The following is an 18113-nucleotide window of genomic DNA, read 5'->3' as shown; positions in this document are numbered from 1 at the left end:
GCCTCGTTGAGCGGGCAGGGATCGTTCTGAAAGGGAGGCTTATTCCTTGTTGTCGGCCTCCACTGTCCAAGGGTCGGGAAACCAGTGTTCCTCCAGGTTGGTTCCGTCCCCGATGCGGTCCACGACCGCGTAGCGGCCCGCTTGCCAGAGCGGGGCCAAAACACCGTGCCAGGTGCCGCGATACAGGTTGATCGCCTGTCCGGGCTGGCTGATGAATGCCTTCAGGTTGACCGGCAGGCCATTCTCGTCGTCAGCGACGACAACCAGCATCGGCACACCGTCCAGTGGTATGAAGGCCTGACTGCCTTCCGGGTGTCGCTCGACCATGTCGACGACATAGGGAAACGACCGGGCCTTGGCATCGAACAGGCTGATGCCTGCCCGGCCTTCGCCGAAGTCGAGCTTCGCCCGGTCATGATGACGGCCGCACATGCCTTGATTTATGATTTTGTCGGGCGCGCCCGCCACCTCGAGAACATCGCCATAGGGGGCGAAGGCCTCTGCGGTCAGGATCGATGGGGCAATGAGACGGCTCACGGCAGCAGGTCCTTGAGCCGGAACTGGGCAATCCGTTCCACCTGGCGGCAGGCTTCTTCGAATTCGGTCGCCCGGTCGTTGTCGATCCGGCGCTGGAAGGCGGCCATGATCGAGGCCTTGTCGTGATCGCGCACCGCGATGATGAACGGGAAGCCGTGTTTTTCGACGTAGGTATTGTTCAGCCGGGTAAAGGTCTCGCGTTCCTCGTCGGTCAGCATGTCGAGACCGGCGCTGGCCTGCTCGTTGGTGCTTTCCGCCGTCAGGCGGCCTGCCTGTGCCAGCTTTCCGGCAAGATCCGGGTGGGCAGTCAGAACGCCGAGGCGCTCTTCCTCGCTTGCGGAGCGGAACATCCGGCAAAGCGCGTTGTGAACACCGGCGGCACAGTCATGAGCCGGGCCGAGTTCCAGCTCGAAGGCACGTTCGGCGATCCAGGGGGAGTGCTCGAAGATGCCGCCGAAGGTTTTGACGAACTCGGCTTTTTCCATGCGGCTGGGGCGAAGACCCTTCTGCGGCGGGTGCGTCTTGGCCCAATGGTCCGCAATCTGGATGCGGCGCGGACACCAGACGCCTTCATGAGCCTGGATATGATCGATGAATTTCTTCAGCGCCATGATCTTGCCCGGACGGCCGACGAGGCGGCAATGCAGGCCGATGGACATCATCTTCGGCGTGTCCGTCGTGCCTTCTTCATAGAGCATGTCGAAGGCGTTCTTCAGATAGAGGAAGAAATCCTCTCCATCCGTCCATCCCGGTGCCGTCGCGAAGCGCATGTCGTTGGCTTCCAGCGTATAGGGAATGATCAGCTGATCACGGCCATCGGCATCCAGCCAATAGGGCAGATCATCATCATAGGTGTCTGAAATATAGGCAAAACCGCCTTCCTCGGCGACGAGGCGAACGGTATTTTCCGAGCAGCGGCCCGTGTACCAGCCGAGCGGGCGACTGCCGACCACTTCCGTGTGCAGTCGGATCGCCTCGGCAATGGCCGCACGTTCCTCTGCTTCGGGCATATCCTTGTGTTCGACCCACTTCAGGCCATGGCTGGCGATTTCCCAACCGGCGTCCTTCATGGCCTGCACCTGTTCCGGGCTGCGGGCCAAAGCGGAAGCGACACCATAGATGGTCAGCGGAATATCAGCCCGCGTAAACAGCCGGTGCAGGCGCCAGAAACCGGCGCGGGCGCCGTATTCATAGATGGATTCCATGTTCCAGTGGCGTTTGCCCTGCCACTGGGCGGCACCCGGAATATCGGACAGGAACGCCTCGGACGCCGCATCGCCATGCAGCACGCAATTCTCGCCGCCTTCCTCGTAGTTCAACACGAACTGGACAGCGACTCTGGCCCCGCCTGGCCACTTTGGATCCGGCGGGTTCTGACCATAGCCACGCATGTTCCGGGAATAGCGATTCAAGACGGACCTCCTCGTGATACCAACGTGTTTTGAACCAAGCAAAGACTATGCCTCATTCAAGGGCTGGCATGTTGTCTTCTTATAAAACAGAATAATGGACATGACTTTCTCGTCTTTTTAGAAAGTGCTTCCTGTGAACCACGGGTGCCCTTCGATTGAGGCCCACAGCATCATGCGCGCAAACTGACATTTGGAGGAGGCCAAGATGGCCGGTTACCTGACGACTCACGTGCTCGACACCGCCCAGGGTTGCCCTGGAAAAGGCATCAAGATCGATCTTTATGCAATTGATGGTGACAACAGGACCTACGTCCGCAGCCTGGAAACCAACGACGACGGCCGCACCGACAGCCCGATCCTGCCGAAAGACGAATTCAAGACCGGAACCTACGAGCTGGTGTTCCATGTCGGCGCCTATTTCGACGCCGCTGGGATCGCTTTGCCGGACCCGAAATTCCTCGACACGGTGCCGCTGCGGTTCGGCATGTCGGAAGAAGCCCACTACCACGTGCCGCTTCTGGTCTCGCCGTTCAGCTATTCGACTTACCGGGGGAGTTGAGGAAAGTCGCTGTTTCGAGTGTCTTTCCAAAGTTTCAGCCTCATCCTGAGGAGCGAGCCTGCTCGCGTCTCGAAGGATGGGACCCTTGCTCCAAACAAGCGGCCCATCCTTCGAGACGGACCCAAGGTCCTCCTCAGGATGAGGTTTTTTGCTGAGCTGGGGTATCGACAGCTTCGATCGGTGAACACCCGTCCGGACAAGGTTGAAGCGCTACCGGCTAATCGATTTCTTTCTGCTTTCCGCGGACCTCATGGAACGCCTCGGCAGGCAATCCATTGCCCGTCTCCTTCTTCAAAATAATCTCCCGATGCGGATAAGGGATGCCGACCTTATTTTCCTTGAAGGTGTCCCAAAGCGCCAGCAACACCTTGCCGCGTACGTTGGTAAGTCCCTGCTGCGGATCCCGGATCCAGAAGCGCAGGACGAAGTCGAGCGAACTGTCGCCGAAGCCCGTAAGCCAGCAGACCGGACGGCGGGAGCCTTCCACCCGGCCGACCGTCATCGCCGCTTCGATGGCAAGCTTCGAAACTTCATGCGGGTCGGCGTCGTAGGAGACGCCGAAATTGACGTCGAGGCGGACAAGTTCGTCGCTGAAGGACCAGTTGATCACACGGTGGGTGATGAAGTCCTCGTTCGGGATCAGATATTCGCGTCCGTCCCGCGTTACCACGGAAACGAAGCGGGCGCGCAACTCGCGGATCCAGCCGAACGTGCCTTCCAGCGAGATGGTGTCGCCCGGTTTGATCGACTTGTCGAGCAGGATGATGATGCCGGAAATGAAGTTGGAAATGACCTTCTGCAGGCCGAACCCGAGACCGAGGCCGACCGCCCCGGTAAAGACGGTGAAGGCGGAGAGATCGATACCGACCGAGGAAAGCGCAACCGTTCCGGCCACCAGGATCAGCCCGAACTTGGCGACCTTGCCGATCAACACGCGGATCGACGGGGTCAGCTCATCCGACTTTTGTACCTGCTCATCGAAATAGCGCCCGAGGACCACCGCGACCCAGACGGTTGCAAACAGTAGCAGAACCGCCTTCAGGATCAGCAGCAAGGACAACCGCATCTCGCCGAGTGGCAACGCCAGACTGTCGAGGAAGGTGCCGGCCTCATCGTCGAAACCTAAAATGACCAGCGCAACATAGATCCAGGCGAGCCAGCTGAGCGTTCTTGCCACCAGCCGGTTGCGGATAACCCTCGACAGAACCGAGACAAACAGCCAGGCGAGCGACAGCGACAGGGCAATCGCGATGAAATGGCTCCGGCTCGGCCAGGTGACGCTTCGCATCACCGTAAGGGCAATGAACAGGAATAGGCTGAAGAAGATCCACTCGATCCGCCGGAGCAGGGCCACCACCACACGAAGCAGGCCCGGATGGCCCCTGATTTCACGTGCACGGGCTTCTAGCCTCGGTTCGACACGAAGGCTCAGCAGCTTGGCCAGGCCGAACAGAACTACGATGATGGCAAGCTGATAGGCAAACCAGGGCGCAGTCAGGTAGCTGAGGGCCAGCGTGGCCCAGGATTGAAGTTCGGCAACGAAACTTTCGAGGTTCATCAAACCACCCGTCCGTCTGTTTCCCGTCGAAGCATCAACAGCTTAACAGCATTCCTGGCCCGCGGCCAAGGCGGCTGCAAAACGCCTGCTTGTTCGAGAAGGATACGGCGCGGCCGCGCAGGTGGTTCACACAGGCGGCTTTAGCTGGCGCTGTCGATCTCCAGCTCAGCGCGGAAACGGGACACCCAGTCGGCATTGGTGGCATCTGCCAGTTTGGCAACGCCGGGCACGACACCCTCCGCTGCTGACGCTTCCAGGCCGAGCCGCTGAAGAACCAGTCTCAGCGTGCCCTGCGGATCTGCCGAAAGCGCGTCATAGGTAATCCGCAGTGGGGAAATGCCCTGGATTTCGAACCAGGCTTGCCAGTCGCGGTCAAACCGGGTGAAGCGATCGTGACAGGCGCGGATTTCAGCGGCGTCATATTGCAATTCGCGCGGTTCCGACAATCGCTCGAGCTCGGTGCCGTCCGGAGCCCTGTGCCAGAGGCCGGATTGCTCGGCACGAACGAAGGAAACCGCCTGGTCGACCTTGTCAGCACGGGTCAGGTGAATGAACAGCGTCTTGCCGAAGGCGGCTTCAAGACGCGTTAGATCGCTTTCATGAGCCGGTTGCAGGATGGCAAGTTGTTTCATGAAGAAATCGAAGCTGTGCCGCTGCAGTCGCAGGCCAAAAAGACCTTTGCCCCGCGTGCCTTTTTCGATTGCTGCCGCAAAGATGCGGCGCAGCGTTGCCTGCTCGTTTTCCCCCGGCACAACATCGACATTCAGGTCCTCAAGCCAATCCTCCTGGGACGGCTCGTGAAAATAGGAGCCCGGATGCCCGGAAACACCCGTCGCCACCAGAAGCTTGCAGAGCAGCGTGCTGCCGCTACGGGGGGAGGTGCACAGGATGTAGGACGAGTAGCCGATCATGGGGTGTTCATTTCAAGGATCGGTGACAGGTGCAAGACACCTGAAGCAATGCGCGGGGACTGCACCGGACATTGGCTTGAACTTGCGACGGATTTTGATCAAGGGGTGTCTGGCGAGCAACACCCTGTCCGTGAATTTGCCAGAGAGGATCGCTCATTCCGAGGTTGGCCGATGCCTCGAACTATTGGCGGCAAATCCGGAGCAAGCGGCCCATCCTTCGAGACAGCGCTACGCGCTTCCTCAGGATGAGGGGGCTGGGGGCTGGAAGATCGTCTCTGTTGCCGGACAGGTTTTGGGATACCTTGCCAACCGCGCAGACGTTTCGTTTGCCATAGCCGGCAGTGCCGTTTTCGTTCAAGCCCCGCCCCCCAAGGCTGTCACCCCGGACAAGCGCAGCGCAGATCCGGGGCCTACTCGCAGAGGCAGCTCGCTGAAGCGGGCGCATTGAGAACCACGCCTGAGTTCTGGAAATGAGCAGACCTCGGGTCTCGCGTTGCTCGCCCGGGGGGGCTTCAAAGGGATGAGCACCGGCGTACATTTGCGTCTGAGGTCTTGCTGGCAAGCACTCAAGTTATGCCATGCGACGACTGTCAGACCGCCATCAGTCGCAGGCGGCGGTGATAATGATCTCGACCTTCAACTCCGTCCGGGCAAGTTTGGATTCGCCGCAGGCCCGTGCAGGGGCATGTCCTTCGGGCACCCAGGCGTCCCAGACGGAGTTCATGTCGGCGAAGTCGCTCATGTCCGACAGCCAGACGATGGCTTGCAGAATATTCTTGCGTGAGGACCCTGCCTTTTCCAGCAAAGTGTCGATGCGCGACAGGCAATCCCGTGTCTGGTCGGCGACGCTCGTGCCATCGCCCACCTGTCCGCACAAATAGGCAACACCGTTGTGCTTGACGATTTTGCTCATGCGGGGGCCGGTTTCGATGCGTTCTATCATGTGACGGGTTCCTGTTCGTCGGTTTCTAGGTCTGTCATGGCCGCCAGTTCACCGAGTGTGACCGGTTTCAGTGGTGGCCGGATGCGGTAATAGCCGGTGTCGTCCTGTGAACGTCCACTTTCGTCCGCAAGAAGGTTCGTGACCGTCAGGCCACAATAGCGGCCCTGGCACGGGCCCATGCCGGGCCGTCCGAAAGCTTTGGCCTGGTTGGGTCCAAGGCAGCCCAGACCGGCATAGCGGCGAATATCGCCTGCTGTGACTTCCTCACAACGGCAGACGATGGTGTCGTCGGCAGGCAGCAAGGCTTCGCGGAACGGCGGATAGGCCCTGTCTATGAATGGCCGGGCGGCCATTTCGGTTTCCAGTTGCCGATTCAGTGGGGTGGCGTCCCGGTCACGATCTGCCGGCGTGGTTTTGCCGAGATCGCACGAGATTTCCAGAGCGGCCAGCCTGCCCTGAAGCTGCGCAGCTGTTGCACCGCCAATACCCGCGCCATCACCGGCAATGAAGACGTCCGGAAGCTGCGTACGGCCCCAGCCGTCCTTTTCCGGCACGAAGCAGTGCTGATCTTCGTTCCAGTGATGCGGCACATCGATGGAACGTGCCGCCTGGGGGTTGGGTACCACACCATGATGCAGCAGCACCGTTGCACACTCCAGCCTGTGCCGTTTGCCTCCCGACGTGAAGCTTATCGTTTCGGCCTGCGCCTTGCCTTCAATGGCAATTGCCGATGCGCCGGTGTAGCGGGGAACGCCCGCCTTGCGGATTTCGGCAAGCAGACCCAACCCCTTGGCAAGCAGCCGCCAGCCGCGCAACGCACCGGACAAATGCCGAAGCGCTGCCTGCCTGTCGGCGAATGTCTGTGTTTCCACCAGAGCCACGGGCGGTGTGCCTGCCCGGCACATCTGGGCGGCAACCAGATAAAGCAGGGGACCGCTTCCGGCCAGAACCGCCCTTTCGCACATGAGGCCGGATTGCTTCAACAGGATCTGCGCCGCACCCGCGGTCATCACGCCCGGCAGGGTCCAGCCCGGGACTGGCATCGGTCGCTCCAGCGCACCGGTGGCTATCAGCAGGCGTCTGGATTTCGCGGCGGAGGCAGCACCGTCTCGTGTGAAGGAGACACATGGCCCTTTTTCGATTTGCCACGCGGTTGCGCCGCTCAGATGCCGGATCATCGGATGATTCAGCTCCTCGATGAGAGCGTTACCCTTGGTGTAATCGCTGCCAAGGATCTGCGCGCGGCCTTCCGGCACGTTTCCGACGCTGCGATAGATCTGTCCGCCGGGCCGGGCCTGCTCGTCCAGAAGCAGAACGGAAAGCCCGGCATCCGCCGCCGTTCTGGCAGCCGCCATTCCCGCCGGACCGGCGCCGAGGACAAGGAGGTCAGCTTCAAGCATCGCCATCTCCTCCGGTGCCCGGCATGCCAATATCCATGCCGGCACTGACCGTGCACATGCAGGCCTGCCGGGTAACGCCGTCTATTTCAACCAGGCAGTCGAAACAGGCGCCCATCATGCAGAACGGCCCACGCTCTGCGCCTGAAACGGGCGTCTGCCGGAAGGAACGGACACCGGCAGCCAGAAGTTCGGCTGCCAGATTGCCGCCGTCGCGCAGCATCAGGTCCTTGCCGGCGAAGCGAACGCGGACCCGCCCGGCACCTTGTTCCAGCTCACGAAAGGGCGAAGCGGTCTTCACTGAACACCTCCAGGTCTGGCGCCGTGTTTGTCTTTTCCAGCCAGTCGGGCAGGAAAGAGGCATGGGCGGCGGCAAGCGTGATGCCGCTATGACAGGTCACGAGGAACGCGCCCGGCATCTCCGGGCTTTCCTGATAAATCGGCAGGCCGTCAGGCGAGAGAACGCGCAAGGCACCCCAGCTGCGCACCAGTTGAGCCTTGGCCAGAATGGGATAGGCGGCGATCGCTTCGGCCGCGAGACCGGCAAGCCCCTTGGCGGTGACCTTGTCGTTGAAGCCGACTTCTTCGTTGGTCGCGCCGATCTGTATGCCACCTTCATCGACCTGGCGTGCAATCAGGGATGGCCGGTTGAGGATTCTGGGCAGTTTTTCCGTAATCAGAACCTGGCCGCGCTGCGGCCGGATAGGCGCCTTGAAGCCGAGTTTCGGGCCGAGTGCAGCCGAACCGAGACCGGCAGCCAGCACCAGCTTGTTCGCTTCGACCACGGTGCCATCGCTGCAGTTGATCCTGAAAGAGCTGTCACGCGTGACCGTGTCGACCGTCTTGCCGTTCAGCACGGTTCCGCCGTTGCCGCGTACACCGGCAGCAAGGCCTCGCAGCAACTTCAACGGATTGGCGTGGCCGTCCTGATGATGAAGAATGGCCCCGGCAACCTTCGGGCCGACTTCCGGCTCTTCCCGGCGCAGTTCGTTGTGGCCCAGGATTTCATAAGGATAATCACCGCCAAGCTTTGCCTTCAGAATTTCATACTGGGCAACTGTCTCGGCTAGTGTCTCGTCCGAGAAATGGAGATCGTAGCCGCCCTTCTGCTCCAGCGCAGCGTCAAAGCCGGTGGCTTCGCGCAAGCTGGCTGCGAAATTTGCCCACGCGGCGGCGGAGCGCTGAGACCAGCGGGCATAGGCAGGCTGTTTCATGCCCTTGGATTGCACCCAGACGAGGCCAAAGTTGCCCCGGCTGGCGCGGAAACTGCCGTCGTCACCGTCAAGAACGGTGACCGACCTGCCGCGCTGGAGCAGACCCCAGGCAACGGAAAGCCCCACGACGCCTCCACCAATGATGGCGTAGTCCGATTCCATGATGTTTCCCGAATAAGATCAATGTCCGGGCGGCGGTTGCCGCCCGGCGGTTCACGGCTGTCAGTTCAGCACACCTCAGTGAGGGGCCCCTCAGTTCAGGGCCTTGTCTAGGATCGACTGGCCCCACTCCTGACCGACATCGTTGAGAAGCTCCGGCCAGACCGTTTCGCGAACCTTGGCGGCCATGCCTGCAAGCTGTTCGTCGGTGAGTTCAACCACATTCGCGTCGAGTTCGTCAGCAAGACGCTGTTCCCATTTGCCCTGGTCTTCCTCGGCAACAACCCAGCGTGCCGCCTCGAAGTCTTCAGCAGCCTTCTTCATGGCCGCCTGATCGTCTTCATCGAGACCGGAAAGCGCCTCGTTGGAGATGATCATGAACCAGACCTCGAAATGGGTGTTCGCTGGAATGTAGGACTTGGTCACGTCCCGGAACGACGCGTAGTAGCCTTCCGCGCCGGAGCCGATGACACCGTCGACCACGCCGACCTGAATGGCCGTGAAGGCTTCGGAGAAAGGGATCGGTGCCGGAATATAGCCGAGCGCCTCACCGGTGAGCTGGAAGCTCTTGATGCCTGGGACACGAACCTTGATGCCCTTCGGCTCGGTGGTGCCCGGCGTGACAGCGTCGCGGTTAAGCGAAATACCGCCGAAATAGACCGGGTAGGCCGCGAGCATGGTGATGTCCTGCTTTGAGAACAGTTCAGCCATGGTTTCGTGCAGCACACCGCCGGGCCCATAGATCTTGCGGGCGTCTTCCCAGTTGGAGGCAAGGAACGGCACGGACGCGATCTGCATGCGCCGGTCCGTGCCGGTTGCCGCCGGCTGGGTTGCCATTTCGATGGCGCCGACGGACACACGTTCCTGGACGGTAGTGTAGTCGCCCAAGGCCGAAGCGGCGTAGATCTCGATGTTGACGTCGCCGCCGGTGGCTTCCTTCACGGCTTCGGCATAGGCCTTCAGTTCAACGTCTATGGTGGCGCCTTGCGGGCGGACATGGCTCATCTTGAAATCGGCCGCCTGGGCAGCGCCGGAAAGCCCGATCAGTGTTGCGACGGCAGTCGCGGTCAGAAACTTCTTCATGTTGGTGTTCCCCGTGGTTTTCATGTTTGTCCTCCCAAGAAAGTCGGTTCGATTCTGTGTTTGTGAGCCGGCTCAGTAGCCAAAGAGACGCGGCAGGTAGAGTGAAAGGTCTGGCCAGAAGGAGGTCAGGAAGACCACCGGCACATATCCTGTCAGCACCAGGAACATCGCCGGCGGAATGACCTTGGTGACCTTCACCTTGCCGATGCGTGCGCCGAGATAGAGGATCGACGCATAGGGCGGGGTGACCCCACCCATGGCGGTGTTGACGCCCATGATCGCGGCGAACTGGACCGGGCTGATATCGAGCGCCTGCATCAGCGGCAGCAGAAGCGGCGCCACCAGAATGATGGCGGTGGCATCGTTGACGACCATGCCGATCAGGAACAGCAGGATGTTGATCAGGATCAGCAGAACGATCTTGTTCTCGGTGATGCCGAAGATGACGCTGACCAGTTTCTGCGGTACGCCCTCATAGACGAACATCTGCCCCAGGATCATGGAAAACAGGATCATCAGCATGATCGCGCCGACAGCCGTTGCCGCTTCCTTGCCGGCAAAGAGGAAGTTGTCGAGACGCAGGCCCTTGTAGATCAGGAAGCCGACCGGGATTGCGTAGATGACGGCAAGGGCGGCGGATTCGGTCGGTGTCATGATGCCGCCGTAGATGCCGCCAAGGATCATCACCGGCATCAGGAGGGCCGGAAAGGCGTAGATGCCGCGTTTCGTGATATCGGCGGTGAACTCTCGCGCAGTCGGCTTTTCGTCCAGAACCAGATTGAACTTGCGCGCCATCCAGAGGTTCACGGCCGAGAAGTTGAACATGATCAGGAGGCCCGGGCCGAGCGTTGCCAGGAAACAGGCTGCAATCGACGTGTCCGTTACCCAGCCGAACAGGATCATGGAGAGAGACGGCGGGATCAAAAGGCCGAGGATCGACGAGTTTGCGATCAGCGCGGTGGCGTATTCCCGCGGATAACCGCGCTTTTCCATTTCGGGAATGAGCAGAGGCCCGATGGCGGAAATACCGGTGAGGCCCGAACCGGAAATCGCACCGATTATGGCGCAGCTGACCGCCGCAACGACGCCCAGACCGCCACGGACATGACCGACGAAGGAATTGACGAACCGCAGCAAGGCCGCTGCTATTCCGCTTTCCGACATGATGGTGCCGGCTAGAACGAACAGAGGAATGGCAAGCAGCGCGGGGTTGCCGAGCTGCTGGAAGCCCCAGAGCACCATGCCTTTCATGGTAACGTCGCCGATGAAATACATGACCATCAGTGCGGCGCCAAAGCACCAGGGTAGCGGGACGCCCAGGGTCAGCGTGATAACCAGAACAAGAATGGCCAGAAGCGCGATCTCGATCATCGTGCGCCTCCTTCCGCCGTCCGCAGGCTGCGGACATGCATCAAAAGATAGGTGACGGTGTAGGCCATCATCAGCACCAGCCCGACGACCAGCGCGACATCTGCATAGAAGGTCGGGATGTAAAGGGTCGGGCTCTCGCGCCAGACCCGCCAGGCATAGCGTGTGTAGTCCCACGCCCAGGTCAGCAGCCAGATGCCGACAACGAGGCTGATCAACTCGCCGACGATGGCCAGAATGGTGTGCTGGCGCTCTGTCTTGAGAAAGATTTCAAGGACGTTGGCGCGGATGTGGCTGTTTTCCCGCGAGGCGTTGACCGCGCCGAAAATATAGAGCCACAGCGTCGGATACATGATCGTTTCTTCCAGCCCCATCACCGGGACCTGAAGCACGTAGCGCGTGACGACCTGAACAAACTGGCCAAGCGCAACGATCAGGATCAGAGCCGTCAAAAGGCACTGCGTGAACCGTTCCAAAACCACCCCCGTATTGTTGGCGCCCTTTTTTTGGCGCTCGAACACCCTCTGTCTGGAAGGGGAGTATGGAGTTGGCTAATCCATAAAGGCAAATTCGAAATATTGCTACTTTCATAGAGTGACTTTATAGTTTGGTTATGAACCTCTCCTTCCGCCAATTGCAGACTTTCGTGCAGGTGATGCGCACCGGATCCGTCTCCGAAGCAGGGCGTGCGCTGGGGCGAACCCAGCCTGCCGTCAGCGCCATGATCGCAGGGTTGGAACGGGAGGTCGGCTTCCAGCTGTTCGAGCGAGAACGCGGCCGCCTCGTGCCCAAGCCCGAAGCGCACTATTTTCTGGAGGAAGCTGAGTTTCTGCTGGAACGGCTGACACGTTCCACCCGCACGCTGCAGGACATCGGCAACCTGGAAAAGGGCAAGCTGCGTATTGCCTGCAATCCGGCTGCCTCCAGTTTCTTCATGCCCCGGGTTCTGGCCAACTTCCTGCGGGACAAGCCCGACATCGAAGCCTCGCTGATGATGCGCTCATCTCCCGTCGTCACCGACTGGATCGCCTCCCAGCAATACGATATCGGCTTTGCCGAAACACCGGAGCCGCGGCGAACCATAATTTCGGAGGTCTTTGCCTTGCCGGGGGTCTGCGCCGTGCCTAAGGACGATCCGCTTGCCCGCAAGAAAGTCATCACACCCGCTGATCTTGATGGCAAGCCGATGGCAATGCTGTTTGACGATCACTCGATCAGCGAACAGACCCGCAAGGCCTTTAATGAAGCCGGAGCTAGGCTCAACAAGCGTTTCGAGCTCAGGACGTTCCTGCCCGCACTGCAGCTGGTTTCCGAAGGTCTGTGCTACACGATCTGCGAGGGACTGTCGGCGATCAGCCACCAGGAAAGTTTCGGCGACCAGAACAGCCTGGTCTTCCGGCCTTTCAAGCCGGAGTGCTTTCTCAACATGTCGCTGCTTACCCCGGCCAACCGGCCGCTTTCCCTTCTGGTGGAAAGCTTTGCTGAAGTTTTGCGTGCCGAGATCAAGGCACTCGTGGAGAGAGCCGCCGGTCTCCGCGATCTTCCTTGAGGTCTTGGTGAAGAGGTGCGACGGCTAACCCTCAGTGGGTGTTTGCCAACTCCGCAAGTGACTTCTGGATATGCGCCACCATGAAATCCAGGAACAGGCGTACTTTCGGGTCTTGGCGGCGGCGGTGCGTGTAAAGGCAGGCCATCTGCACCGGGATCGGCGGTTCGTTTTCCAGCACCGGCACCAGTTTGCCCGAAGCCAGATAGTCGGCAACTTCAAACGCCGGTTTCAGCACGATGCCGTGGCCTTCCAGCGCCCAGCCGGTCAGGACATCGCCATGGTCGGATTCGAACGGGCCGGATACCGCGACTCGCTTGACGCCAGTATCCGTCTGCAGCGGCCACTGGAATTCCGGCGCACCGGGATAACGCATGTTGAGGCAGTCATGGCGGCCGGCGGCAAGCTCGTCGCTTGTTTTCGGGTTGCCCTTGCGGGCGAGATACTCCGGAGAGGCGCAAAGCAGCCGGTCGCAATCGGCGATCTTGCGGATCTTGAGATTGGAATCTTCCGGCAGGCCAAGGAAGAACGCGGCATCGAGACCTTCGCCCGTCAAGTCGACCTTGCGGTCGGACAGGCGCAGGCGAATGTCGATCAGCGGATTGGCTTCCTTGAATTTCGGGATCGCCGGGGCGATCAGCCGCTGGCCCATGCCGATGGGGGCGGCAACAAACAGCGTGCCGCGCGGTGAACGGGTGACATTGCTGATCTCCGCTTCTGCTTCTTCCACCGCCTCGATTATTTTTGTTGCACCGCGATAGAACAAGTTGCCATGCTCTGTCGGGCTAAGGGCTCGGGTGGTTCGCTGGAACAGGCGAACGTTCAGGTGCTCTTCCAGTTGGGACACCCGCGACGACGCGACGGCGGAGGAAATCCGCAGATCGCGTGCGGCGGCGGACATGTTGCCCAGCTCGTAAACGCGCAGAAAGGTTCGGATGTTTTCCAGATACGCCATGAGGATGTCCAACCGGGCCGGTTTATTGTTCCGATTTTTTTGAAACTGCTCGGAATTATCCCGAGATACCAGAAAATTCTTGCATGAGCTAGCTTGGGTCAAACGAATTTGGAGGGGAAGCAATGCTGGACATTGCCATCATTTGGGACTGGATCGCCTTTGCGGTTCGCTGGCTGCACGTGATTACGGCGATGGCCTGGATCGGCTCGTCGTTCTATTTCGTCGCGTTGGACCTTGGCCTGAAGAAAGCCCCGGACCTGCCCAAGGGGGCCCATGGCGAGGAATGGCAAGTCCACGGCGGCGGCTTCTATCACATCCGCAAGTTCCTGGTGGCCCCGGAAAACATGCCGGAACACCTGGTCTGGTTCAAATGGGAAAGCTATTCCACGTGGCTGTCCGGCGCGGCTCTCCTGATGGTCGTCTACTGGGTCGGCGGCGAGCTTTACCTGATCGATCCGGCAAAGGCCGATCTTGCCCTGTGGCAGGGTATCCTGATTTCCGCCGGTTCTCTGACCATCGGCTGGCTGGTTTATGACCGGCTGTGCAAGTCGAAGCTCGGCGAAAGCCCGACGCTGCTGATGCTGCTGCTGTTCGCGCTGCTGGTGGCCATGGGATACGGGTACAACGAGATCTTCACCGGCCGCGCCACCATGCTGCATCTCGGTGCCTTCACCGCGACGATCATGACCGCGAACGTGTTCTTCATCATCATTCCGAATCAGAAGATCGTGGTGGCGGACCTGAAGGCAGGGCGGACCCCGGACGCAAAATACGGCAAGATCGCCAAGCTGCGCTCCACCCACAACAACTACCTGACCCTGCCTGTCGTGTTCCTCATGCTGAGCAACCACTACCCGCTCGCCTTCGCTTCGGAATACAACTGGTTGATCGCTGCCCTTGTCTTCCTGATGGGGGTCACCATCCGGCATTACTTCAACACCAAGCACACGGGTGCTCCGGCACCGACCTGGACCTGGCTGGCAACGGCGATCCTGTTCGTCGCCATCATCCAGCTGTCCATGGCACCGCTCCAGCAGGATACCTGGGAAGCGTCGGATGCCCGTCCGTTGACGCAGACCGAACAGGTATTCGCCAATGCGGAAGGCATCGATGATGTCATGAACATCATTCCCGGCCGCTGCGGCATGTGCCACGCCCGCGAACCCTTCTACGAAGGCATCCACTGGGCACCCAAGGGCCTGCATCTGGAAACCAAGGCAGACGTCGTGCGCGCCGCAAAGCAGATCTACCTCCAGGCAGGCGTTACCAACGCCATGCCGCCCGCCAACGTCTCCTTCATGGAAGAAGACGAGCGCAAGAAGATCATCGAATGGTACAAGAACGCCCGCGAACAACTGCCTTTCGGTATGGCCGCAACGCACTGAGCATCTGCAGATGAACCACCCGGGACGCTCCTCCTTGCGGGGAGCGTTTTTTGTTTGGGGCAACGCCCATGTGGGCGTGCTGACAGGCAAACGGCAATCAGATGCGTTGCGGACTGCGCAACGCGTTCAGATTTGTTCCGGCACTTCCGCCACAGGCAGCGTCACGAGGGCTATGCCGGGATCGTCCGGAGAAGTGCCGACGGAAAAGCCGAGCGACTGGCACATGGAGATCATCGAGGTGTTTTCTTTCAGAACCTCGCCCTTGATGACCTCGATGCCGTCTTCCCTGGCGTAGCGAATGAGCAGTTTCATCAAGGTCCAGCCGAGGCCCTGTCCCTTCAGGTCGGAGCGGACCATGATCGCGTATTCGCCGGTTTGATGGTCGGGATCCGCGTGCAGGCGGACGACGCCGAGCAAACTGCCGTCTTTGGGTTCGATGGCAGCAAAGGCGATTGCGCGGGCATAGTCGAGCTGCGTCAGCCGGGACAGGAACCTGTGGCTGAAATCGCGCACAGGTGCAAAGAACCTTAGGCGCAGGTCTTCGGGTGTTACCTGCTCGAAAAACGTCTTGAACAGGTCCTCGTCCTCCGGGCGCACGGGCCGGATGAAGATCTCGTGCCCATCCTTCAACTCAAGTGTCTGTTCCCATTCCTGGGGATAGGGGGCGATGGCCAGGCGGGAACTGCCGGCACGTCCCGGTCGCTTTTCCGGATGGCACAACGTCATGCGGGCATCGAGCCCGATAAGCCCGCTCGGCAGGGCAACCAGTGGGTTGATGTCGAGTTCCTGTATCTCGGGAATATCGATGGTGATCTGGGAGAGTTTCACCAGCGCCTGGGCAAGGGCTGCCTTGTCGAGGGCTGGGCGCGCCGGTCCGCCATCCAGAAGCCTGGCAATTCGTGTGCGGGAAATCAGTGCTTCTGCCAGATTGAGATCCAGCGGCGGCAATTCCAGCGCGACGTCTTCGCTTTCCTCGATTGCGGTACCACCATGGCCGAACACCAGGACCGGGCCGAAGTCCTGTGTTTCGGCAACGCCCATATAAAGTTCCAGCCCGTGCCGGTCTTCCAGCATCGGATGAATGGAGAGCCCGGCGATCCGGGCGTCCGGGTAGTCCCGTCTGGTCTTTTCGATCAGTTCTTGTGCCGCGTGACGGACGGCTTCAGGGCTTTCCAGCCCCAGCCGCACACCATCGATGCGCGACTTGAACGGCAGATCCGGTGAAATCAGCTTGGCAACGCAATGAGCCGCGGTCTTGAAGAAAGGCTCCGACAGTTTGCCGGCTTCCTCTGGCGTTGTCGCCATGGCGGTTGCCATGATCGGCAGATCATATGCTTCCAGAACGGAGACCACTTCCGGCGGGCTGAGCCAGGTGCGGTCTTCCTGTAGCGCCGCTGTGACAATGCCGCGTGCCCGCGCAACATCAGGTGAAAACGTGCTGGGCAGGCTGGCCGGGGCCGCCATAAGGAATTCGCGCGCCTGCGCATCATGCGCCAGATGCATCAGGCTGCGGGCAGCCTCTGCCGGGCTGGCATAGTTCGGGATGCGCGCTTGGGAAAGGGCAGCACGCGTTGCCCCATCACCACCGATAAGACCGGCGACAAGGGCCTTGCGCCGCCCGGTGCGTCGCCTGTCCAGTGCCGCCGCATCGGCAATTGCCTTTGCGATGGCCGACAAGGGCTGGAAGGCACTGGCAGCCTGAAGCACGACCGCACCATCCACATTCGGATCTTTCAACACCGTGACGATTGCCTCGGTGATCTGTTCCGGTGTCACGTTCTCCTTCAGGATTACCGAACCATCGGCAGCGGGTGTCACCGACAGGCCGGCATGGCTCCGGCTGGTGTCTTCAAGGGCTGTTCGAGTTTCGGTGCCAAGCTCGGCGAAGGAGCCGCCCAGATCCATCAGCCTGTCGACGGCAAGACTGGCAAGACTGCGCCCGTTCGCAATGACGGCAAGCTTGTCGCAGCGGGGAACGCGAATGTGGGAGAGGGTTTCCAGTGCCTCGAACATCTCGTCAAGATCATGCACCCGCAAAAGGCCGGTGCGGCGAAACACGGTCTCATAGACCCGGTCAGTTCGTGCGAGTCGCCCGGCGTGGGTTCTGCCCGAGCCGCCTGTATCCCGGCTCTTGCCGGAGCGGATCACGATTACCGGCTTGCTGCGGGCAGCTGCCCTGGCGGCGGAAATGAACTTTCGCGGGACCGCGATGCCTTCCAGGTGAAGCACGATCGCACGGGTATGATAGTCCTGCGCGAAATAGTCGATCAGGTCGCTGATATCGACATCCATCCGCGCGCCGAGAGAAACGACAGCGGAAAATCCGGTGTTGTGGGTCTTCGCCCAGGAAAGCGTTGCATTGAGCACGGCACCGGAACGAGCGAAAAACGCGACTTCCCCCTTTTCGGGGCGCTCCGCGCTGAGGAGTGCGTTAAGTCCCCTGGCGGGAACGGCAAGGCCAAGCGTGCCTGGTCCGATAAGTCGCAAGTTCGTCGCCTGCGCGGCTTCGCGGCACTCCTGAAGCAACTCTTCAGGCCAGGTTTCAAATCCGGGCGAAGGGATAAGCACGGCCTTGGTTCCACCGGCAGCAAGGATCCGGATCTTTTCCGGCAGCGCTTCCGCTTTGGCGAGATAAATTGCCAGATCCGGCATTTTCTCCAGATCGGCCAGCCGAGCGACCTTTCGGCCCTTGAAAGGGACATCCTCGTCGATCCCGACGAGCGTTACCGGATGGCCGGCCTCGATATCCTGCAGGCAGGAAATCAACTTGCTGGTCAGGACGCCCGGATGCCTGCAAGGGCCGATAATGGCTATCGATCCTGGCGCAAAGAAACCGTCGAGGTTGCGAATGGTCATGAGATCGATCCTTTGAAAAGCTCCGCAAGGAACAAGGCGTCTGAAACGAACCTAGGTCTCGCGTCGCAAAATTCACGAACAAGAAGCGAAAAACAACAGGGTGGTTGCAGACGAGCGTCCGGCCTTGCCGGTGTTTCGAGCCTGCAGTTTCATCATGTTTTCCGGTCAAAAAAAGCCCGCGGACCGGAGTGTGTCAGGTTCGCGGGCTTCATGCATCGCAAAATCTCGGC

At 60.4% G+C, this 18113-nt stretch carries 16 protein-coding genes; 3 read left to right on the top strand and 13 right to left on the bottom strand.

All coding sequences use genetic code 11. The annotated features are described in order from the left end of the window. Nucleotides 1–39: 39 nt before the first annotated feature. Both HEP89_RS03585 and puuE read right to left on the bottom strand, forming a co-directional pair. Nucleotides 40–537 (bottom strand): ureidoglycolate lyase, encoded by a 498-nt coding sequence (locus HEP89_RS03585; RefSeq protein ID WP_077290785.1) that lies wholly within the window; start codon nt 535–537, stop codon nt 40–42. Further along, on the bottom strand, nt 534–1928 hold the full coding sequence (puuE, locus tag HEP89_RS03580) for an allantoinase PuuE (RefSeq protein WP_209014476.1): 1395 nt from the start codon (nt 1926–1928) through the stop codon (nt 534–536). The genes HEP89_RS03585 and puuE overlap by 4 nt, the downstream gene beginning before the upstream one ends. Nucleotides 1929–2154: 226 nt before the next feature. Here puuE and uraH point away from each other — a divergent pair, with 226 nt between their 5' ends. Beyond that, nucleotides 2155–2508: a hydroxyisourate hydrolase gene (gene uraH, locus HEP89_RS03575; RefSeq protein ID WP_077290783.1), complete on the top strand. Its 354-nt coding sequence runs from the start codon at nt 2155–2157 to the stop codon at nt 2506–2508. A 217-nt stretch (nt 2509–2725) separates the two neighbouring features. On the opposite strand, the gene HEP89_RS03570 is transcribed toward uraH, so the two are convergent. From HEP89_RS03570 to HEP89_RS03530, 9 genes are all read right to left on the bottom strand, one after another. Further along, nucleotides 2726–4066, bottom strand: a complete 1341-nt coding sequence (locus HEP89_RS03570) for a mechanosensitive ion channel domain-containing protein (RefSeq protein WP_077290782.1) — start codon at nt 4064–4066, stop codon at nt 2726–2728. A 140-nt stretch (nt 4067–4206) separates the two neighbouring features. Beyond that, complete coding sequence (locus HEP89_RS03565; RefSeq protein WP_168691344.1) at nt 4207–4977, bottom strand: Stf0 family sulfotransferase; 771 nt, start codon at nt 4975–4977, stop codon at nt 4207–4209. 601 nt (nt 4978–5578) lie between these two features. Then, complete coding sequence (locus HEP89_RS03560) at nt 5579–5920, bottom strand: RidA family protein (protein ID WP_055657656.1); 342 nt, start codon at nt 5918–5920, stop codon at nt 5579–5581. Next, a complete protein-coding gene (locus tag HEP89_RS03555) occupies nt 5917–7320 on the bottom strand; it encodes an NAD(P)/FAD-dependent oxidoreductase (RefSeq protein ID WP_197923134.1) in 1404 nt (467 codons plus the stop codon). The genes HEP89_RS03560 and HEP89_RS03555 overlap by 4 nt, the downstream gene beginning before the upstream one ends. After that, nucleotides 7313–7591, bottom strand: a complete 279-nt coding sequence (locus HEP89_RS03550) for a (2Fe-2S)-binding protein (protein WP_286201027.1) — start codon at nt 7589–7591, stop codon at nt 7313–7315. The genes HEP89_RS03555 and HEP89_RS03550 overlap by 8 nt, the downstream gene beginning before the upstream one ends. 1 nt (nt 7592) lies before the next feature. After that, nucleotides 7593–8693 carry an FAD-dependent oxidoreductase gene (locus HEP89_RS03545; protein WP_168691341.1) on the bottom strand — a complete coding sequence of 367 codons (1101 nt, stop codon included), beginning with the start codon at nt 8691–8693 and terminating at the stop codon, nt 7593–7595. 90 nt (nt 8694–8783) lie between these two features. Continuing rightward, nucleotides 8784–9797, bottom strand: a complete 1014-nt coding sequence (gene dctP, locus HEP89_RS03540; protein WP_209014434.1) for a TRAP transporter substrate-binding protein DctP — start codon at nt 9795–9797, stop codon at nt 8784–8786. 48 nt (nt 9798–9845) lie between these two features. Continuing rightward, nucleotides 9846–11144: a TRAP transporter large permease gene (locus HEP89_RS03535; protein ID WP_023002131.1), complete on the bottom strand. Its 1299-nt coding sequence runs from the start codon at nt 11142–11144 to the stop codon at nt 9846–9848. Next, the gene (locus HEP89_RS03530) at nt 11141–11617 is read right to left on the bottom strand and encodes a TRAP transporter small permease subunit (RefSeq protein WP_055659371.1); all 477 of its coding nucleotides are present in this window, start codon (nt 11615–11617) and stop codon (nt 11141–11143) included. The genes HEP89_RS03535 and HEP89_RS03530 overlap by 4 nt, the downstream gene beginning before the upstream one ends. 137 nt (nt 11618–11754) lie before the next feature. On the opposite strand from HEP89_RS03530, the gene HEP89_RS03525 reads away from it, so the two are divergent. Then, on the top strand, nt 11755–12690 hold the full coding sequence (locus HEP89_RS03525; protein ID WP_055657664.1) for a LysR substrate-binding domain-containing protein: 936 nt from the start codon (nt 11755–11757) through the stop codon (nt 12688–12690). Between the two features lie 31 nt (nt 12691–12721). Here HEP89_RS03525 and HEP89_RS03520 read toward each other — a convergent pair whose 3' ends face one another. Continuing rightward, a complete protein-coding gene (locus HEP89_RS03520; RefSeq protein ID WP_168691340.1) occupies nt 12722–13642 on the bottom strand; it encodes a LysR family transcriptional regulator in 921 nt (306 codons plus the stop codon). A gap of 122 nt (nt 13643–13764) precedes the next feature. On the opposite strand from HEP89_RS03520, the gene HEP89_RS03515 reads away from it, so the two are divergent. Continuing rightward, nucleotides 13765–15027, top strand: coding sequence for a urate hydroxylase PuuD (locus tag HEP89_RS03515; RefSeq protein ID WP_168691339.1), 1263 nt, complete (start codon nt 13765–13767; stop codon nt 15025–15027). A gap of 126 nt (nt 15028–15153) precedes the next feature. Here HEP89_RS03515 and HEP89_RS03510 read toward each other — a convergent pair whose 3' ends face one another. Then, nucleotides 15154–17883, bottom strand: coding sequence for a GNAT family N-acetyltransferase (locus tag HEP89_RS03510; protein WP_168691338.1), 2730 nt, complete (start codon nt 17881–17883; stop codon nt 15154–15156). Nucleotides 17884–18113 lie beyond the last annotated feature (230 nt).

Origin of the sequence: Labrenzia sp. 5N (assembly GCF_012395805.1) — a bacterium.
Taxonomy (GTDB): Bacteria; Pseudomonadota; Alphaproteobacteria; order Rhizobiales; family Stappiaceae; genus Roseibium; species Roseibium algicola.
Note: the sequence above shows the minus strand (reverse complement) of the source record. Positions and strands in the feature narration are given on the sequence as shown.